The organism is Microcystis sp. M179S2, assembly GCF_020245805.1.
Classification (GTDB): domain Bacteria; phylum Cyanobacteriota; class Cyanobacteriia; order Cyanobacteriales; family Microcystaceae; genus Microcystis; species Microcystis aeruginosa.
In genome coordinates, this window is the sequence record NZ_JADBUE010000300.1 from 17402 (window position 1) to 35154 (window position 17753).

General features: G+C 43.0%; 14 protein-coding genes and 1 tRNA gene. 12 read left to right on the plus strand and 3 right to left on the minus strand.

The window, feature by feature from the left end:
* The first annotated feature begins 13 nt into the window (after positions 1 to 13).
* From IM500_RS18195 to IM500_RS18220, 6 genes are all read left to right on the plus strand, one after another.
* Positions 14 to 86: transfer RNA gene (locus tag IM500_RS18195), tRNA-Phe, on the plus strand.
* A 221-nt stretch (positions 87 to 307) separates the two neighbouring features.
* Complete coding sequence (locus IM500_RS18200; RefSeq protein WP_190722354.1) at positions 308 to 1051, plus strand: HEAT repeat domain-containing protein; 744 nt, start codon at positions 308 to 310, stop codon at positions 1049 to 1051.
* Positions 1035 to 1652 (plus strand): flavin prenyltransferase UbiX, encoded by a 618-nt coding sequence (locus IM500_RS18205; protein WP_190722355.1) that lies wholly within the window; start codon positions 1035 to 1037, stop codon positions 1650 to 1652. Before IM500_RS18200 ends, IM500_RS18205 begins: the two co-directional genes overlap by 17 nt.
* Positions 1653 to 1947: 295 nt before the next feature.
* A complete protein-coding gene (locus IM500_RS18210; protein ID WP_287739258.1) occupies positions 1948 to 2562 on the plus strand; it encodes a LapA family protein in 615 nt (204 codons plus the stop codon).
* Between the two features lie 109 nt (positions 2563 to 2671).
* Positions 2672 to 3196 carry an acetolactate synthase small subunit gene (ilvN, locus tag IM500_RS18215; RefSeq protein ID WP_002732118.1) on the plus strand — a complete coding sequence of 175 codons (525 nt, stop codon included), beginning with the start codon at positions 2672 to 2674 and terminating at the stop codon, positions 3194 to 3196.
* A gap of 128 nt (positions 3197 to 3324) precedes the next feature.
* The gene (locus tag IM500_RS18220; RefSeq protein WP_287739260.1) at positions 3325 to 5577 is read left to right on the plus strand and encodes a PBP1A family penicillin-binding protein; all 2253 of its coding nucleotides are present in this window, start codon (positions 3325 to 3327) and stop codon (positions 5575 to 5577) included.
* A gap of 286 nt (positions 5578 to 5863) precedes the next feature.
* Here IM500_RS18220 and IM500_RS18225 read toward each other — a convergent pair whose 3' ends face one another.
* The 3 genes from IM500_RS18225 to IM500_RS18235 all read right to left on the minus strand — a co-directional run bounded on the left by IM500_RS18225 (position 5864) and on the right by IM500_RS18235 (position 8849).
* Positions 5864 to 6934, minus strand: coding sequence for a calcium-binding protein (locus IM500_RS18225; protein ID WP_287739262.1), 1071 nt, complete (start codon positions 6932 to 6934; stop codon positions 5864 to 5866).
* Between the two features lie 135 nt (positions 6935 to 7069).
* Entirely contained in the window at positions 7070 to 7603 is a 534-nt protein-coding gene (gene pgsA, locus IM500_RS18230) for a CDP-diacylglycerol--glycerol-3-phosphate 3-phosphatidyltransferase (protein WP_190722359.1), read from the minus strand.
* 151 nt (positions 7604 to 7754) lie between these two features.
* Positions 7755 to 8849 (minus strand): fatty acid desaturase family protein, encoded by a 1095-nt coding sequence (locus IM500_RS18235; protein WP_190722360.1) that lies wholly within the window; start codon positions 8847 to 8849, stop codon positions 7755 to 7757.
* A 245-nt stretch (positions 8850 to 9094) separates the two neighbouring features.
* Here IM500_RS18235 and IM500_RS18240 point away from each other — a divergent pair, with 245 nt between their 5' ends.
* The 6 genes from IM500_RS18240 to IM500_RS18265 all read left to right on the plus strand — a co-directional run bounded on the left by IM500_RS18240 (position 9095) and on the right by IM500_RS18265 (position 17418).
* Positions 9095 to 10243 carry a helix-turn-helix domain-containing protein gene (locus IM500_RS18240; RefSeq protein WP_287739264.1) on the plus strand — a complete coding sequence of 383 codons (1149 nt, stop codon included), beginning with the start codon at positions 9095 to 9097 and terminating at the stop codon, positions 10241 to 10243.
* Between the two features lie 16 nt (positions 10244 to 10259).
* Complete coding sequence (locus IM500_RS18245) at positions 10260 to 11624, plus strand: DUF1822 family protein (RefSeq protein WP_287739266.1); 1365 nt, start codon at positions 10260 to 10262, stop codon at positions 11622 to 11624.
* Between the two features lie 32 nt (positions 11625 to 11656).
* The gene (locus IM500_RS18250; protein WP_287739268.1) at positions 11657 to 14266 is read left to right on the plus strand and encodes an ABC transporter substrate-binding protein; all 2610 of its coding nucleotides are present in this window, start codon (positions 11657 to 11659) and stop codon (positions 14264 to 14266) included.
* 107 nt (positions 14267 to 14373) lie between these two features.
* Positions 14374 to 15093 carry a PspA/IM30 family protein gene (locus IM500_RS18255; RefSeq protein WP_287739269.1) on the plus strand — a complete coding sequence of 240 codons (720 nt, stop codon included), beginning with the start codon at positions 14374 to 14376 and terminating at the stop codon, positions 15091 to 15093.
* An 11-nt stretch (positions 15094 to 15104) separates the two neighbouring features.
* Entirely contained in the window at positions 15105 to 16454 is a 1350-nt protein-coding gene (locus IM500_RS18260) for an ABC transporter substrate-binding protein (RefSeq protein WP_287739270.1), read from the plus strand.
* Between the two features lie 253 nt (positions 16455 to 16707).
* Complete coding sequence (locus tag IM500_RS18265; RefSeq protein WP_190722366.1) at positions 16708 to 17418, plus strand: response regulator transcription factor; 711 nt, start codon at positions 16708 to 16710, stop codon at positions 17416 to 17418.
* Positions 17419 to 17753: the final 335 nt, after the last annotated feature.

Sequence of the window (17753 nt, forward strand, 5' to 3'; positions counted from 1 at the left end):
GGACAAAAAAAACGCCGAGATAGCTCAGTTGGTAGAGCAGAGGACTGAAAATCCTCGTGTCCGCGGTTCAAATCCGCGTCTTGGCATCGCAAAAACACGAAAATTTGCCCTGTATTTACTTTCTAGTCTGCTGGGTTTTGTAAGTGCAAGGATGGGCGGTTAGAATGCGTCTTATACCACAGAAAACGGGTTTCTCGGAGAAACCCGTTTTCTACTCATGCAAAACTGAAAAGTCCCCCCAACCAGCAACTACTTTTTGATTTTGGGCTTGACGTAAGCGGTCACGGATTAAGATAATCTAACAAGTATGTACGACAATGAAATCCTAGACCCTAGCAACTCCTTAAATAATCCTCTCGATGGGAGCGATCCAGATCAAGCAGCGGAAATCCCTCCCGATCCGGAGGAAATGCTCTCATTGCTTACTTCTGCTCATGTCAGCGAGAGGATGATCGCGGCCCGCGCCTTTTGTGAATTGCGGGACGAAAGAGCGATCGCTCCTTTACTGGAGATGTTAAGCGATGTCTGTCCCCTAGTGCGTGTCAGTGTCGCCTACGCTTTGGGCAGAAATCCCAGTCTTAGCGCCGTGGAGCCTTTAATCGAGCTACTGGCCAGAGATTGGAATGGTTACGTCAGAAAAGGGGTAGTTTGGGCCCTAGGTAACTGTGGTGATCGCAGAGCGATCGAGCCTTTGGTTCATGCTCTCAAAACCGATATTTCGGCGGTGCGATTATGGGCCGCCAGTAGTTTGGCCCAGATTGCCAAGGTCAATTATGAAGATATCATCACCGTCTTGCCGCCTTTAATTGAAGGATTGCGCCGAGATTTAATCGCGGCGGTGCGGAGTAATTGCGCTTGGTCGATCGGTCAATTATGCCGAGAATTGCCCTTAAATGTGATTTATGCCACGGCGATCGATGCTTTGATCGAGGCCTTGGTGGAAGATGAGGATTTAGGTGTCAAGGAAGATGCCAGGGGTGCTTTATTAAAAGTGGGCGACCCGAGAGGATTACAATTGATCGAGGAATTAGAGCTTGAAGGAATTATCTAAACCGCTAATTTTGGGCGTTACGGGGGCATCAGGGCTGATTTATGCCGTCCGTACTCTCAAATATCTACTTTTAGCCGACTACACGATCGATCTAGTGGCCTCCAAATCAGCTTACACTGTCTGGCAAGCAGAAGATAATGTGCGGATGCCTCCAGAACCAGAGCTGCAAGAACAATTTTGGCGCGGCCAATGCGGGGTGATGGAAGGGGGAAAATTACGCTGTCATCGTTGGGGCGATGTGGGGGCAACGATCGCCAGTGGTTCCTATCGCACCCTTGGTATGGTAATTATTCCCTGTAGCATGAGTACAGTGGCCAAATTAGCGGGGGGATTAAGTTCCGATTTGCTAGAAAGGGCGGCCGATGTGCAGATGAAGGAGGGCAGAAAATTGGTTTTAGTACCGCGAGAAACCCCCTTTAGTTTAATTCATCTGCGTAATTTAACCACTTTAGCCGAGGCGGGCGTTAGAATCGTGCCAGCAATACCGGCATGGTATCACCATCCCCAATCGATCGAGGATTTGGTAGATTTTGTCATCGCTCGTACTCTCGATCAGTTAGATATCGATTGTGTGGCCATTAATCGCTGGCAAGGACATTGACAGTTATCAGTGATCAGTTATCAGTGATCAGTTATCAGGGCTCTTCTGGTTTCTGTGTGGAAACGAGGTCTATACTGATAGTTTCTTCCGCAAAATAGTCCTAAAAGTCTTGCCCGATAAGCACTTCACGATTCCATAAGCAAAGATTATCACACAAAGTCGAGAAGAGCCTTATCAGTTATCAGTTATCAGTTATCAGATGTAAGTTTTAAGTTAATTAGTTAGTTAGTTATCTTTATCTTTATACCTGTTTACTGTTTACTGATCACTGATCACTGAATCAAGGGAGGTAAAAATGGGCTGGATTATGGTCTTATTTGCGATCGCTGTAGGCGGATTACTGATCTGGCAGAATCTGGGGGTGATCACTTTGGTCTTTTTTGGCGGTATTATGACGGTAAAACTGCCCCTAGCGGTCTGGGTGTTACTTTTCACCCTAGCGGGAATTATCAGTGGTTTAACCCTGCAATTTCTCTATGGTTTTGGTCGTCCTTTGGCCGCCCCAAAAGCTTCCCCTCCTATAGCCAATAATCCTCAAGTCCCACCCCCATCTCCCCGACCTACCTATATTCAAGATCGCGCCGCTTCTCCACCGGGTAACGATTGGGAAAGAGATAGCGGTGATGATTGGAATTTTGATGCACCCCCCGAAAAACCGACTACCATTCAGGATCGGGAAGAATTCCCGCCTAGGGTTGCTGATGGGAAAAAAGCGAATTTTGTCAAGCCCCCACAGGACAGTTCTCAAACTGGCTCGGTTTATTCCTATAGTTACCGCACGGCCAAACAGACTCGCGGGGAAAAAGCCGAGCAAGTTTACGATGTCAATTATCGGATTATTACGCCCCCCGCCCAGGATGAAAACCAAGAGCGGGAGGTAAACAAAGGGGATGAGGAAGATTGGATATAAACTTTGACAGAGTAGAGGTTTCTACCTGAATCCCTCAGAGAAGACAAACTGTTCCGGCCTTGCCTCCTGTCTTACAATGGGGAAATCTAGGTTGTGTAGATAGAGCGCCATGAAACACACATTATCCGTATTAGTTGAAGATGAAGCGGGAGTCTTAACCCGTATTGCTGGATTATTCGCCCGTCGCGGCTTTAATATTGAAAGCCTGGCCGTGGGTCCTGCCGAACAGATGGGAGTTTCTCGGATTACGATGGTAGTACCAGGAGATGAGGACAGCATCGAACAGTTAACCAAACAACTTTACAAATTAATTAACGTCCTCAAGGTGCAGGATATCACCCAAACCCCCTGTGTGGAAAGGGAATTAATGCTGATTAAAGTTAATGCTACCGCCGAGCGCCGGGCCGAAGTGATCGAATTAGCGCAGGTATTCCGGGCGCGGATTGTGGATATTTCCGAGGAAACCCTGACCATCGAAGTGGTGGGGGATCCGGGTAAAATGGTGGCGATTATGCAAATGCTGAATAAATTTGGCGTTCGCGAGGTGGCCCGTACCGGTAAAATTGCTCTGATTCGCGAGTCGGGAGTCAATACGGAATACCTCAAAGCTTTAGAGGCTAAAATGTCAATTTAGGGATATTGGGTATGAATTGGGAATTGGGGAGATGGGGTGTTGGGGTTTTAGTTGAAATTCCCCACTTCTCAACTTCCCCACTTCCCCTATTGCCTATTGCCTTCAGAAGCTGATAACTGATAAAAACTATGTCTAACCAGTCGCCGAAAACCCAAATTAGTCAACTTGTCACCGTTGCCGTGCAGAAATTGCAAGGAAAGGTGAATTTTCAGGCGGTAAATCTCAAAAAAGGGGCGAGAGTTCCTGAATTACGCCTTAAAAACGAGAATGGCAGCGGGGAAAGCAAATATCCCCTTATCGGCGATCGCTATTTGTTGGGTCGTAGTTCCAGTTCCTGTGATATTACTATCCGTAACACTGTGGTGAGTCAGATTCATTGTTCCCTGCAGCGTGACCCGAAAAATCCCCATCATTTCCTGCTCACAGATGAAAACTCCACCAACGGGGTTTATATGGGTAAACGTCGTCTCAAAAGCGTTTCCCTGCGTCATGGTGATATCTTTACCCTGGCCCCCCCAGACTTAGCCAATTGTGTCACCATCTCCTACTACTGTCCCCCTCCCCTGTGGGCGCGACTTTTGCGCTATGGTTTCTATGGTGCGGGGGGTATTTTCGGTTTATTAGTTTTAGCGGTTATCTGGGAAAGTCGCAAAGTTAATGTTTATCCACTCCCTTCCGGGGTGAGCGGTCCGGTGGTGGTTTACCCTAGGGATGGTCAAACTCCCCTCAATCCCATTCGACAGGAAACTCACCGAGAATTAGATAATCTGGGCGATTTTTCTCCCTATCTGCCCCAGGCGGTTGTCGCTTCCGAAGATAGTCGTTTTTACTGGCATTTTGGCGTTGATCCTCTGGGGATTGTCCGGGCTATTATGATTAATTGGCAAGGTCAAGGCATTCGTCAAGGGGCCAGCACCCTGACTCAACAGTTAGCGCGTAGTTTATTCCCCGAAGTCGGTCGCCAAAATACTGCCGATCGCAAACTCCGGGAGGCTGTGGTCGCTTTACAATTAGAAGCGGTCTATAGTAAGGATACAATTCTCAAAACCTATCTCAATCGAGTTTATCTCGGTCTGGCCGGTTACGGTTTTGAAGATGCGGCCGGCTTTTATTTCGATAAATCCGCTAGAGATTTAGATATCTCCGAGGCTGCCACCCTTGTGGCTATGTTACCCGCCCCGAATTTATTTAATCCCATTCAAGATTACGACACTTCCGTACAATTACGCAATCGTGTCATCGATCGCATGGCCGAATTAGGCATGATTTCCCCGGAAGCGGCGGCCAGCGCCCGCAGATCTCGCATTGAAATCAGTCCCCAAGCCAAAAAATCCCTATCTAGTACTATTGCACCATATTTTTATAGTTACGTTTTCGAGGAATTACAGGACCTTTTAGGGGAAGAAGTGGCTAAAGAGGGCAATTTTATCGTTGAAACCAGTTTAGACCGCCGGCTGCAAGCGATCGCAGAAAAAAGCTTAAAAAATAATGTCCTAAAGCAAGGACCCCGCTATCGATACTCCCAAGGGGCTTTAGTTACCCTAAACAGTCAAACCGGGGAAATTCTCGCTTTAGTCGGGGGAGTTGATTATCAAAAAAGCCAATTTAACCGCGCTGTCCAAGCTAAACGTCAACCCGGTTCCACTTTTAAGGTATTTGCTTATGCTGCCGCCCTAGAAAAGGGAATATCGCCCTATAAAACCTATACCTGCGCTGGACTCTCTTGGCAAGGACAGGCCTATTCTCCCTGTGAACGCAGTAGCGGGGGGGTCAATATGTTTCAAGGTTTAGCGCGATCGGAAAATAGTGTTGCCCTTCGCATTGCTCGCGAGGCAGGATTAAGTAATGTGGTCAATGTGGCGGAACGTTTGGGGGTGAAATCACCTTTAAATCCCGTACCGGGGCTAATTTTAGGGCAAAGCGAGGTAAATGTCTTAGAAATGACTGGCGCTTATGGGGTTTTTGACCATGGCGGGCGCTGGAATCGTCCCCACGCCATTAAACGCATTCTCGACGCTTCCGACTGTAAAAATGTGGAGGATTTGAGTACTTGTCGGGTTATTTATGACTATGGCGAAGATAGCGATAGAAATCAGCAGGTAATCTCCCCTAAAACCGCCGAAACGATGAATAGTTTATTGCGGGGGGTGATAACTAATGGTACAGGAGGCGCTGCTAGTATTGGCATGGGAGAAGCGGGTAAAACGGGAACTACGGATAATTATGTGGATCTCTGGTTTATCGGCTATCTTCCCCGGCGCGACTGGGTGACAGGCATTTGGTTAGGGAATGATAATAATTCTCCCACTGCGGGCAGTAGTCAACAGGCAGCCAAGTTATGGGGCGATTATCACCGTCAGTTAATAACTACACAAAACTAATCCCAATGACTCTCAAGCTCAGACCCATTTTAACCGTCTATCCTTAAGATTGGTGGAAGGAACCACAGAGACACAAAGGACACGAAGATCGATCGCTTCTATAGTAAGTTAAACTGATCACACAAAGAGTGAGAGAGCCGCTGAATCTCCCCCACTTCCCACTGCCCACATAATAAGGGTGTCTTAGCCCTAGCTAACACACCCTTACCGATCATTTCTAGTGGCTTAATTTTCCCCAAAAAATCCACAATTGCCCGACCCACCGCAGTGGATGGACAGGGATAGATTAGATAACAACAATATTAGTATTGGTGATAGCTGCAAAGTTACTGAGGGTTGCGATTTGAACCGCAGCAGTGACACCAGTACCATCTACGTCAAACCGTAAAGCACCATCAGTGGTGTTATAGATAAATCTTTGCGCTGTAGTAGTGGCGCTGGTAGCTCCCGCACCAGACAGGAATTGTGCAGTAGTCAAAGCACCGAGACTCGGTAAAGCAGTAGAACCGCCGAAACCAGTTCTAGTAACTTGGATAAGATCCTCACCAACAGCGGGGTTAAAATCGGTGATGGTGTCAATGCCTTGGGTAGAACTACTGAAAACAAAACGGTCAGCACCAGCGCCGCCGGTTAGGGTATCAGTTCCCGGACCACCGTTTAGGGTATCGTTTCCATCGCCACCATTGAGGCTATCGTTTCCATCGCCACCCAATAGGGTGTCGTTTCCATTGCCACCGATTAGGGTATCGTCTCCCGAAACACCAGTTAGGTTATCGTTTCCATCGCCACCATTGAGGCTATCGTTACCAGGGTTACCATTTAGGCTATCGTTTCCATCGCCACCGATGAGGGTATCGTTCTTAGAGCCACCCCCTAAGAAATCGTTGAACGAACTACCTATCATGAAATAGGGATTCATGTTGGGGATTTGGTCGATGGTAGTTGCACCCTCGATGGCCATAGGGTCCAAATTTATTGGTTTCGGACCTGCTGCTTTCGTGTACACACGACCGTTGGTGTTGATTTTTAGTTGATGAGTGCCTGGAACATCAGATCTAACAAAGGTATTGGTACCTGCTGGCAGGGAAAAGTCCTTAGAAGAGGGTGTCTTGTACACGGAAAGGGTTGAGCTAACATCAACAGTCGTTCCGTTGAATAATCTCCAAGCCGTACTGCTGTCATCCTCGAAAACGCCAATGGAAGTGAGATTATGTGTACCAGTGGCTGTTGTCGGCAGAGAAATAGAGGCATAAGGATTGAAGTACAAGAACTGGGCAACTGTTGCAAATGAAGAAAAATTGAAACTAACGCCCATGGTGGCTTTTTCAAAAGATACGGTAATAGTGTCAGTGGCCATAGTTTTTTCTTTGAATGATATGTTTGAATTTGAAGAGTTTGACAATACTCTACTCGATTATTACACACCCAGAAAAAAATCCAACCTTTTTCTCTTGGTTTGTTTCCTGAATTGTTGCTAATGGTTAAATTTTTATCAATTTTGGGTTAATTTGGGGCTGGGTGTGACATAAATCACCCCAGAAATTAAAGTTAATGTCACCGATAGCCAAAAGGCAATCTGAGAAATTAAGTTATATTCAGAAGGCAAGGGAGCAATTAAGAGAGCGATAGCGATAATTTGGCTGACTGTTTTGCTTTTTCCCCACCAATTAGCCCCTTTTATGTCGCTATTTCCCGTTAAATTTGGATTAATGCGCCAACCAGCGATCGCTAATTCCCGAGCGAGAATCAAAAATACTCCCCAAGCAGCAATTAAATCCATTTCAATCAGAGCTAAGAGGGGAGCGAGAACCAGCAATTTATCGACCAAAGGATCGAGAAATTTCCCTAATTCGGTGATTTGATTGAATTTTCGCGCTAGATAACCATCGAGCCAATCGGTGCTGGCAGCAATCAGAAAGATAATTAAACTTAACCAGCGATCGATTTCTGTGCCTTGGTGCAACCAGTATAAAATTAATGGCAGTCCCAAGAGTCGCGATAGGGTAATCGAGTTGGGTAGGTTCATTTTTCAGTGATCAGTAAACAGTAAACAGTAATCAGTAATCAGTCAACATTAATCAGTAAAAAGGCAGCTGCGAGCTTGTCGCTTAATACTATTCACTGAAAACTCACACCTGATCACTGATAACTGATAACTGATAACTGATAACTGATATTTAGCTGGCTAATTTGAGATCGAAATTACTTTGTTTATTGCCTAATTGTCTGAGCCAACGATAATTATAAGTTAAAGCACCTCGCAGGGTGGGATAAACGGCATAATTAACGCCAAATTCTTGGCAAACTTCCGCTAAGATTGGGGCGATTTTAGGGTAGTGAATATGGCAAATTTGCGGAAAAAGATGGTGAACGACTTGATAATTTAATCCTCCTAAATACCAATTTAAAAATATATTTTTAGGGGCAAAATCTACAGTAGTTCGCACTTGAAAGATTGCCCATTCGTCTTCGATTTGGTTAGCTGCCGAGGGTTGAATAAATTCGGCGGGTTCCAAAACGTGAGCTAACATAAATACATGACAGGCAAGCACTCCATAGGTCATAAAAGCAATGAGAAAACCGATCGCTATTTCTAGGGGACTATAACCAACTAAGAGAGGAATGCCAATAAACCAAAAGAGATAAACAAGTTTTCCGCTCAATAAAACGAATAGATCGATCGGTTTAGGATTGGGAATTTTAATCTCGCCAAAACGATGACCAAAGAGGATAGAGCGCACATCGGAGAATGACCAATAGATAGGAATTATAGCGTAGAGAATCGGGATAAATAAATGTTGATAACGATGATACCATTTATGCTCGGCATGGGGAGTCATTCGCACGATACCATCGCCGTGAATTTCCACATCGTACCCTAAAACATTGGTGTAGGTATGATGGAGATAATTATGACGAAAACGCCAGAGATAACTGGAAGTACCGATGATATAATCGTAGCTCATGCCCATGAGAGAATTAACCCATTTTTTACTAGAATAGCCGCCATGGTTAGCATCATGACCAATGCTAAAACCGATTCCTGCTAATCCTCCTCCTAAAACCATGCAACCAATAATTTTTAGCCACCAGATATCCGGACCAAAAAGCACAAATAGCCAAGCGGCAATTACCCAAGTTAAAATCGTGATCGTCTTCAGGTACATGGCAAAATTATCTCTGGTGGGGATGCCGTTTTCGGTAAAATAAGCATCAACCCGTTTATTCAATTCCTTTCTAAAACCCTGATTTTCGGTAAAAGTTACTCGCATTCCTAATTTTTGTCCTAGAAGTTGATATGACGGCTATTTGTGGCAGCTCAGAGTGAATTTATGGGTCTTGTACTGGTTTGCTAAGGCTGTCTCAGCATAACTGATAATTTCTCATCAGTCCCTCATCTATTGTCAGAGAAAGAGGTGCGCTTGGCAAGGCAATCGCTCAATTTGTTTGCTCCTCTTGCAGAAAATCCTCGGTTTTTACCTAATCAGATATCAGATACCTGTAGCCGGTGATAGAAATGAGCGTTAGGTACTTTTATACTACTATTAAAGCGATTGAAGGCGATCGAGTTTTCTGGTGCGAAGTGCCACAATTAAGAAAATCGATCAATGCGATCGCTGGAAGCGTGGCCGATGATGAAGCGGTGTATTTTTATCTGTGGCAATGGTTACAGAATGATCCTAATAACCAATTAGTCAAGTCTCATTGGATGGTTTTTTTACAATATCGCTCCTGTATAGTAACTCAAAGGGTCTATCAAAATGTTGGCCATCGGATCGATGCTGATTATGACACCCTCTTCTACTATTTGCTGAATTTGCTTTCTACGGCAATCACCAACAATCCTCGCAATTTTTACGGTAACTTTCAGGATAACAAGACCAAACCGGGATTTTTTCGCTTAATCTTAGAAAAATGGACAGATAAAAAATTGAGAAATACTCTCTATAATTTTCTGCGAGGAGAGTATAAAACGATTGGCAGGACTAATCTCGGTATAGTCAGTCTTTTTAGTGCGAATAAAATTCAAAAAGTTTTACGAGCATCGGGTATCTTTAACGAGAATCATCTGCTAATATTTAACTGTTTTCGAGAGGTTAAAAAAGCTTCTGTTAGATCATTGGATAACTGGCAAGAGGAGGATTGGCAACAGGTAATCGATCGCCTACAGCAGTTACAACCGCAAGTTATTCTCACCGTTGAGGAAGTGCAAGCAAAACTCAATCAAATAGGGGAGATAATGCGTAATCATATCGATCCTCCTTACTCTAGATTTGAGCCTACTAATTATGACGATAATAGCAATTACTTTTGGGAAAATCTCTCCAGCAAGAAGCCAAGTAACGATTTACTACAACAGCAAGAAATCCAGGAAGATATTAATAAGTTATTAATCACTCTTGAGGATGAAGTTAAACAGATTGCATATTGTTACTATCATCAAAAGATGACGCAAGCACAGATCGCTAATCGATTGGGAGTTCACTCATCTACTATTAGTCGAGAAATAACCCAATTATGTAAAAAAATTTATCAGCTACTCTGTGCAAGGGAAGGCAAAGATTGTCCTATTTTGTTAAATGAGATTAAATTACAATCTCGGCAAAAACAAGAGATCGATGCTTATCTGGAATATTTTTGTCAGTCCTACTTAACTCAAATCTAATCTGTTAGGAGATACCATGAAAGTCAACCTCGATATTTTGCAACAAATTAACCCGAAATCCCTTTGGCTAACTTTTTCGGAAACAGAGATTAAACAAGCTCGATCGATTCTCGGTCAATACTCTAATCAAACCGCCAAAAATCAGGCTTTGATTAATTACTTAGTCCAAATATGCTTAAGCAATTGGCTGAAAGATAATCTTGATTTTTCCCTTCAAACAACACCTAAAAACCATCAGTATCTTTGGGAGTTTATTAACGGGTTTACTTGGCAAATTCAAGACAAAAAAGTTACTACTATTCCCAGTCAAGCTATTGACATTGAGGGATTGACAATAGAGCAAGAATGGGTTGATATTCCCGATTTAGCGGCAGATTTTTATCTAGGGGTGCAGGTAGATTTAGCAAAAAAATTCCTCAATATCTGGGGTTTTATATCCAGAAAAGATGTTAAAAATCTCGCAGAATACGATCCAATTTACCATCAATATTATTTGGACAGTGAGCAAATTATTGATGATTTAGATATTCTTTGGCAGAGTTGTTTAGAGGGAGAGAGTGAACAAGGAAAACTGGAATCTTTAGCAAATTTATCGCCAGCAACAGCAGAAAAATTAATTAAAAAGTTAGGTCAAGTTTCACCCTATTCTCCGAGATTAGATATTAGTTGTCAGCAGTGGTTAGCTTTGTTGAATAATCAGCAATGGCGAGAAAAACTTTATCAGCAGCGTCTAGAAATAATCCCCACTAAACTTAGTCAATGGTTGCAGGGAATTATTACAGAGAAATGGCAGGAAATCCTCATCACTATCGACAATTATCGTCCAATTAATCCAGGTTTTTTGTTGGCTGCTGAAAAAATCAGCGGCCGAGAATCTCCGACAGATATTCAGCGAGAAATTAGACAACTGTATGCTAGTCAAAAAGAGGTGGAATTTTCGGAACATTTAACCCCACAGGAAGCTTTAGCAAAACTGCAACATCAAACCCAAGATGAAACTATTCGCTGGCAAGCGGCCGAATATCTCTGGAATATCGATCCTCATTATCCTAATGCTGCTATCCGCAAAATGCTCGATGTGGGTAGTCAATTAATGGGTTATAAAATCGCTTTAATGGTGGGAGTTTTATCGACCAGTCACCAGAGAGTTGCTGTCTTAATTCGTGCCTATGCCATGGACAATTTTGCCAAGCTACCCCCCGGTTTATCTTTGCAAATTAGCGATGAAATAGGCCAATTAATCCCCGGTTTAGAAGCAATAGCAAGGGAGAAACCCTTAGATAGCTATCTACAGCTTTATTTTCTAGCTGATGCCGACGATCGCTTTAATGTTAACCTAAGCTTAGGGGACAGTAGCATTACCGAGCAGTTTAGTATTTAATAGAGATAGCAGAAAATGTCAAGGGTAAAGACATGAGCAGAGTTGTGATTCTGAAAATTGGGGAGGGAAATTTTGCAACGGGATTCTCCGTCACTCTAGAAATTCGTGACAATCATCGCTTGATAGCGCCTTTTGCCGAGGGTAAATTAGTCCCTAACCTTGACATTGCTGACGCTTTGCAAAATTATCGTCGAGCTTATTATCATTGGGTAAAAAGTCAACCCAGTTTAGGAATTACCGTTCCTCGTAGTATGATCACCCATGCAGCGGTAGGTGATCCTAGAGACAACCTGAGACAAGCTACTCAAACTTTAAACGATAGCCTAAATGAATGGCTAAACTCTAGTTATCTGAGTTCGATACAAAATCGTATCTTGTTCCATATAGGTAATCAGTCAGAAGTAAGATTTTTTATCCAAACTACCCACTTTGATTTACAACAAATTCCCTGGGAGTGTTGGAATTTTTTACGGGATTGGTGGAATGATGTGGAAATTGCTCTTACTATCCAGAGAAATCCTCCGATAATTAACCTTACTCCTCCGATTAATATTTTAGTAATTTTGGGTAATATTGACATCGAAAACGAGCATAATTCCCTGTGTTTATCCAGTTTGCAAACGGCACTAGGAAACCCAGATAAGGTTTATATACAAATATTAAGTCCTAGTTCAGAAGTTCCTCTTTCAACGATAAATATTCAGAATGAGTTGATCAAAAATCCATGGGATATTGTAGTTTATTTAGGTCATAGTCAAACCAGTAGCGACGGTTACGATGGAGTTTTTATCATTGATAATGATACGGCTTTATCTCCTGAACATAACTTAAGAAATTCCCTAAAAATAGCTGTTAAAAAAGGCTTAAAACTTGTTATCTGTAATTCCTGCGATGGGTTAGGTATTGGTCGTCAGTTGGCTAATATCGGAGTAGCGCATATTATTGTTATGAAAGAACCCATCGCTGTGCGGGTTGCTTTGAGATTTCTAGAAGTTTTTCTTCCCAATTTTCTTGAACATAAATCCCTACAAGAATCCTTAACAATCGCTCGACAAGAATTAAGATTACATGAATTTGAGAAGGATGCTGCTAGTTCTTCTTTACTGCCTCGTTTGATAGAAAATCCTGAAGAACCACCGTTAATTTTACCTTTACCCCCTGAAAATACGGAGGAAAATCACCAAAATAGTTATGAGCAAAGTTGGCCTTTACGTCTATCTAGTCGCTGGAAACAAGCTCTGTTATTTATTTTAAGTATTCTGGTAACTTTATCAGTTTTATATTGGGGAGGAGTATTTTCCGATGATGCTAGTAAATACCCAGAAATTAGCTTAGGTGAAGAAATATTATTAAAGACAAACCGACAAGATAACAGTATTGAACGGGGAAGACAAGCTTTTAAAAACCAAGAATATAAACAAGCAATTCAGCTTTTTAAAAAATCCCTCGATCGCTTGCCCAATAATCCAGAAATTCGCATCTATTATAATAACGCTCGTGCGGCCTATCAAGACAGAAATCCCTTAAAAATTGCCACCAGTGTTCCTCTTGGTAATAATCCAGAAATTGCTCAGGAAATTTTACGAGGTATTGCCTTATTCCAAGAGGAGTTAAACAATGAACAGGCCAAAAACCCTGATTTTCACTTTCTACAGGTAGTGGTAGCTAATGATAATAATAGTGGCGTAGATGCCAAAGATCGAGCCGAAAAATTTGTTAAAGATCCGTCAATCATAGCAGTGGTTGGTCATAATGCTTCTGCTGCTAGTGAAGCGGCCAAAGATATCTATGTACAAGGGAAAATTGTTGCCCTATCTCCCACCAGCTTTTCCCCGAAAATCTCTGGCAATGGCTATATATATAAAATGGTTCCCGATCTGGAAACTTTTGCCACAACCTTAAGTGAATACATCCGCAAACAAACTGACAAGCTAATTATCCAAAACCCCACTAATTTAATTTGTTACGATAATCGCTCTGGGGATAATTATAACTTCGCTCAAAAATATAGAAACATTCTTCTCGGTCAGCAGTTTCAAAAAGTCATTAAAGATGCAGATTTTGACTGCAATATCGAACCAAAAAATAATTTAGATCAAGAGAAAATTTATCAAAAAATCGCTCAATACCAAGTAAATATTCTCATGGTTGCTCCCTATATTGACGATCTGAAAAGAGCCGTCAGTATCTTTAAGCAACGTCCCGCACAACAGTTAAACTTAGTAATTTTGGGTTCCCCCTCTTTTCAAAGTTATCTCACCCTTGCAGAAGGTAAACAGGGGGTAGAAAATTTAGTTATCACCGTGCCTTGGTATGATCTCAAACAAGATAATTATATCCACAGTTTTTGGCAAAATAAGATCAATGTTTGGCGCACTCCCATGGCCTACGATGCGACCAAAGTTATCCTCAACGCTTTGCGAAAGTTATACCAACAAGGACAAAAATTCGATCGAGAATTGTTAAATCAAGTTTTAAGAAACGATTTTTCTATCGAAGGAATGACTGGCACTGTTAGATTCGATGAAAATGGTGTCCGCAACATGAACAATAATCCTGATGATCGCCGCTACTTGATTCTACAGGTCAAAAAGGGTCGATTTGTCCCCCTCGCTCCCATTAAATCTGCCGGTTCAGTCTAAACCTTCCTATCCTTGTCAAGACTTTTTACAAAAATTAACCTTACCCACTGCATCAAAGTTAGCCATCACTCCTAATTAACAGGTAATACCTCTAGGAGACAGACGGCATGAAATTGTCAAAAAAATTAACCCCAAAAGCCTTGATTTTTTGGCTGATCGGTGATAAGGCAGGAAATTCTCTCGTTGCGATCTGGAATTGGTTGTGGGGTATTCCTATCGAATCCGGCGGAAAAATTGCCGTAGAATCGGCCAAAGAATCCCTAGAATTGATGCAAAAATCCCTAGCGGAATTGACAGAATCGGTGGCGAAAGTAGTAGCGGCCCAGCAATCGGCTCAAGCACAATACGAGGCAAAAAAACAGGAACACACAAACTACTTGCAACAGGCTGTCACCGCTCAAAAAAAAGGTCTTCAAGAAGCGGCAAGACTGGCTATGGTTAAGGTTATCTCCCTAGAAAAAATTCTACCCGCTATGAAAGATCGGGTCGATAATGCCGAAAAAGTGGTCATTGCTGCTAAGGAAAAACTTCGCAAAGAGCAGGAAAAAATCGAGCATTATAAGTTAGAAATGAGCAACTTAAAAGCGATTAGTTCCATGAATGAGGCTTTAGGCAAAATAAACGAATTTGATAGTAGTCTCAACCTCAATACCTCCCGCGATCGCTTTGAGGATGCCAATGAAGCGATTAACGACCGTTATCGAAAAGAAAACGCCTATAGTGAATTAAGCGAGAACTATAGCGAGAAATTAGCTCAAGAAATCGATTTCTTAAGCCTTGATGACGAAATTAACCGCCGTTTAGCCGAATTCAATCAGCAAAGTTAAGGAGTAAAGCGATGACAAAGACTGGCAAAAAAGCGAGCTTACCGCCAATTTCCTATGTGTTACTGGGGTTGATCGGTTGGTTTCTTTTTCCCCAAATATTGGCAATATTTGCCCCAAAAGCCGATAATAATCCCCGCATCAGTTACGGCAATCATCTCCTGATCAAAACTAATTCTAACACCGCCAAAGAATCAGCGATCGCTGCCATTGCTCAAGGTGATCACCAAGAAGCAGAGCAACTCCTGCAAAAATCCCTCACTCAACGTCCCAACGATCCCGAAAGCGTAATTTATCTCAGCAACCTGCAAACTGGCTCAAATCCCTTCAAAATCGCCGTTGTTGTGCCAGCAACAACTAATCCCAACGTCGCTCAGGAAATATTGCGAGGAGTCGCCAGCGCACAAACCCAGATCAATCAACAGGGAGGGATCAACGGCAGAAAACTGATGGTTATCGTGGTTAATGACGATAATCAGCCGCAGATATCGAAAGAGGTAGCCAGGGAATTAGTCAAAAATCCCGATATTATCGCTGTTATCGGTCATAATGCCTCCGATGCCAGTTTAGCCGCCGCTCCCATCTACGAAAAAGGCGGTTTGGTGATGATTTCTCCCACCTCCCTGGCTAATAATCTCTCCGGTGCGGGAAATTATATCTTTCGTCTGGTGGCTTCTAACGGCAAAATTACGGAAACCTTAGCAAATTACATAGTAAATACAGCTAAAGTCCAGAAAATTGCTTTTTGCTACGATTCTCAAGCTCCTGATAATATTTCCTTTAAAGATGAGTTGATGGCTAATGTGGCGAAAAAAGGCGGTCAAATTGTGCCGATTGTCTGCGATCTGAGTGTACCCAATTTTAAGGCCGATCAAGCCCTTAATCAGGCGATTTCTGGGGGTGCTAACGGCCTATTTGTCGTCGCTCATGTTGATCGTCTCGATCCCGTTTTTGAGGTTATTCGCTCCAATCGTCAGCGTTTGCCTCTGTTTAGTAGTCCCACCCTCTACAATATTCGCACCCTCGAAGATGGCGGCAAAAACGCCCAAGGTTTAACCCTTGCCGCACCCTGGCACCCCTCGGTTAACCAGACTTTTGCCAATCTTATGCAGGAACAGTGGCGCGGTCCGGTTAGTTGGCGCACAGCCACCAGTTTTGACGCTACACGGGTGATTATTGCCGGTTTAAGGGAAAATACCCATCGTCAGGGCCTACAATCCAGGCTGCGCTCCGGCAATTTTCATCAAACAGGGGCCACCGGAAAAATTAGCTTTGATCCTAATACTGGCGATCGCATCGGTCAACCGGTCTTAATTCAAGTGCAATCAACTCCCTCCGGTGAGCAGTTTGTCCCTTTACCTTGAAAAGTCCCCAGTCCACCAAAGTCGGGAGAGTTGCCAACTCTCCCCCCAGAAAATCTCAAAAATTACAATTATTTCAATGTTCAACCCCGAGCAAGAAATGAATGACTAATATGTTAAAATATGCCTAAGTAGGTAGGTTTTAAAAATTGTCAGATGCCCCCTTAATAAGGGGTCATCTGCACCCCCCTTATTCAGGGGGGCAGGGGGGATCAAAGGCAAAATCTATCTTCAATTAAATTATAACTACTTACTTATGGATATCGTTATTATCGAAGATGAAATTGAAATCGCCCATTTGATTCAGCAAACTTTAGAGCGGGAATCATTTAATTGTCATCTGGCTTATAATGGTAGGGTAGGACTAGAACTATTTTATCAAAAGCAACCAGACTTAGTTATTTTAGATTTAATGTTACCCGAATTAGACGGACTGGAATTGTGTGCTAGAATTCGCCAAAAACCCGGGACAAAAGACCCCTATATCTTAATGTTAACCGCTAGGGGAGAAGAGATTGATCGCATTATCGGCCTATCTACGGGAGCCGATGATTATATGGTCAAACCCTTTAGTCCCCGGGAATTAACCGCTCGCGTAAGAGCCTTATTAAGACGTAGTTTAAGACACGATAGTCAACCCCAACAACTCCATCGCAGCCGTCATTTTCTGATCGACTTAGATCAACATTCTGCTCTTCGTAAATTGGAAGGAATGCCGGAGGAAACCCTCGATTTAACCACCTTAGAATTTAATTTATTAGCTACCTTTGTCAGTTATCCCAATCGCGTCTGGAGTCGCACCCAATTAATCGATAATCTCTGGGGGAATGATTTTTTTGGCGATGAAAGGGTAGTAGATACCCATATCCGACGCTTACGCAAAAAAGTAGAACCCGATCCTGCTAATCCGATCTTTATCAAAACTGTAGTCGGTGTCGGTTATAAATTTGAGGATGACATTATTTAGGGTCTGCTGAAAAAGTTTGTTGGTGGGGTTAGTAGTCAGGAGTCGGGAGTCAGTATTCAGGAGGCAGTATTCAGGAGATCAGTAGCTGGTTATAATTAAATTAAAAATAGATTTTAGGTTCGATCCCCCCTTAGTCCTAGGGTGAATTCATAGTAGGGTTGATTCATGAATCAACCCTACCCTTAGTCCTCCCTTGATAAGGGTGGTGTCTGATAATTTTTAACGCCTACCTACTTAGGAGATGGCTTTTATTTATTCTCCCCCCACACCCCAACCCCACACCCCAAACCCCACTTCCCCACTTCCCCACTTCCCCACTTCCCCAGACCCCACAC